Source organism: Pseudomonas sp. HMWF006, from assembly GCF_003061205.1.
In the GTDB taxonomy this organism is placed as follows: domain Bacteria; phylum Pseudomonadota; class Gammaproteobacteria; order Pseudomonadales; family Pseudomonadaceae; genus Aquipseudomonas; species Aquipseudomonas monsensis.
Map to the genome: position 1 here is coordinate 836 of NZ_QAIU01000364.1, position 707 is coordinate 1,542.

The 707-nt window shown below is 60.4% G+C and carries 1 protein-coding gene and 1 pseudogene; both read right to left on the reverse strand.

Annotated features, from left to right (window positions below):
- On the reverse strand, nt 1-496 hold a 496-nt coding region (locus tag DBR24_RS14935; protein ID WP_256591493.1), incomplete at its 3' end, for a hypothetical protein.
- Nucleotides 496-707, reverse strand: a pseudogene (locus DBR24_RS14940) (hypothetical protein); the annotation flags it as partial. The gene DBR24_RS14935 and the pseudogene DBR24_RS14940, both read right to left, overlap by 1 nt.

The window sequence follows — 707 nt, forward strand, 5'->3', positions numbered from 1 at the left end:
AATCCCAATAGTTTTCCGAGGCCTTGAGCCGCAGGGCGAAAGCCAGCGTGCCGAGTGCCAGCATCGCCACGCCGAGGGTGTTGCGCAGCCACAACAGCGCCAGCGCCGTCAGACCGATCAGCACAATCATTGGCCGTGGATTGAAGCCCCAGCGATAAGGGTCGACATAGGTCAGCCCCAGAGTTGCCGGGTAAAGCACCGCCGCCAACCCGGCAAACAGCACCAGCACTTGCACACGCCTGACTGTCGGCAACGGCTGAACCACGCCCAGGCGCTGCAGACTGACCCAAGCGAGCAACACCAGCGTGGTGATTGCCAGGTCATCGGTGTAACTGCGCACATACGCCGCCAGCGGCAGATCATTGACCGGGATAAAACCGAGCGCCGCCAACACCGGCAACAGCCACGGGCGCCAGCGTCGGGTCAACGCCAATGCGCTCAGCAGCACAAAACCGAGCAGGATAAAACTCAAATGGGCTTGCCACAGAAACAGCATCACAGGCGCTCCGCCAGCCAGGCATCGTTGAAGCTGACATGTTTGATAAAGGTGTTATTCCACGAGTACACCAGGTGATAGAGGCCGTCCGAGCCACGGCTGAAGTACGGATACTCGTACTCGAAGTCACAGCCTTGCGGTTTGCACACGCGGTAATCGAGATTGCTCAGAAAGCGTTGCTCCAGCGGCAGGCGCCGCGCACCGCTGGAGG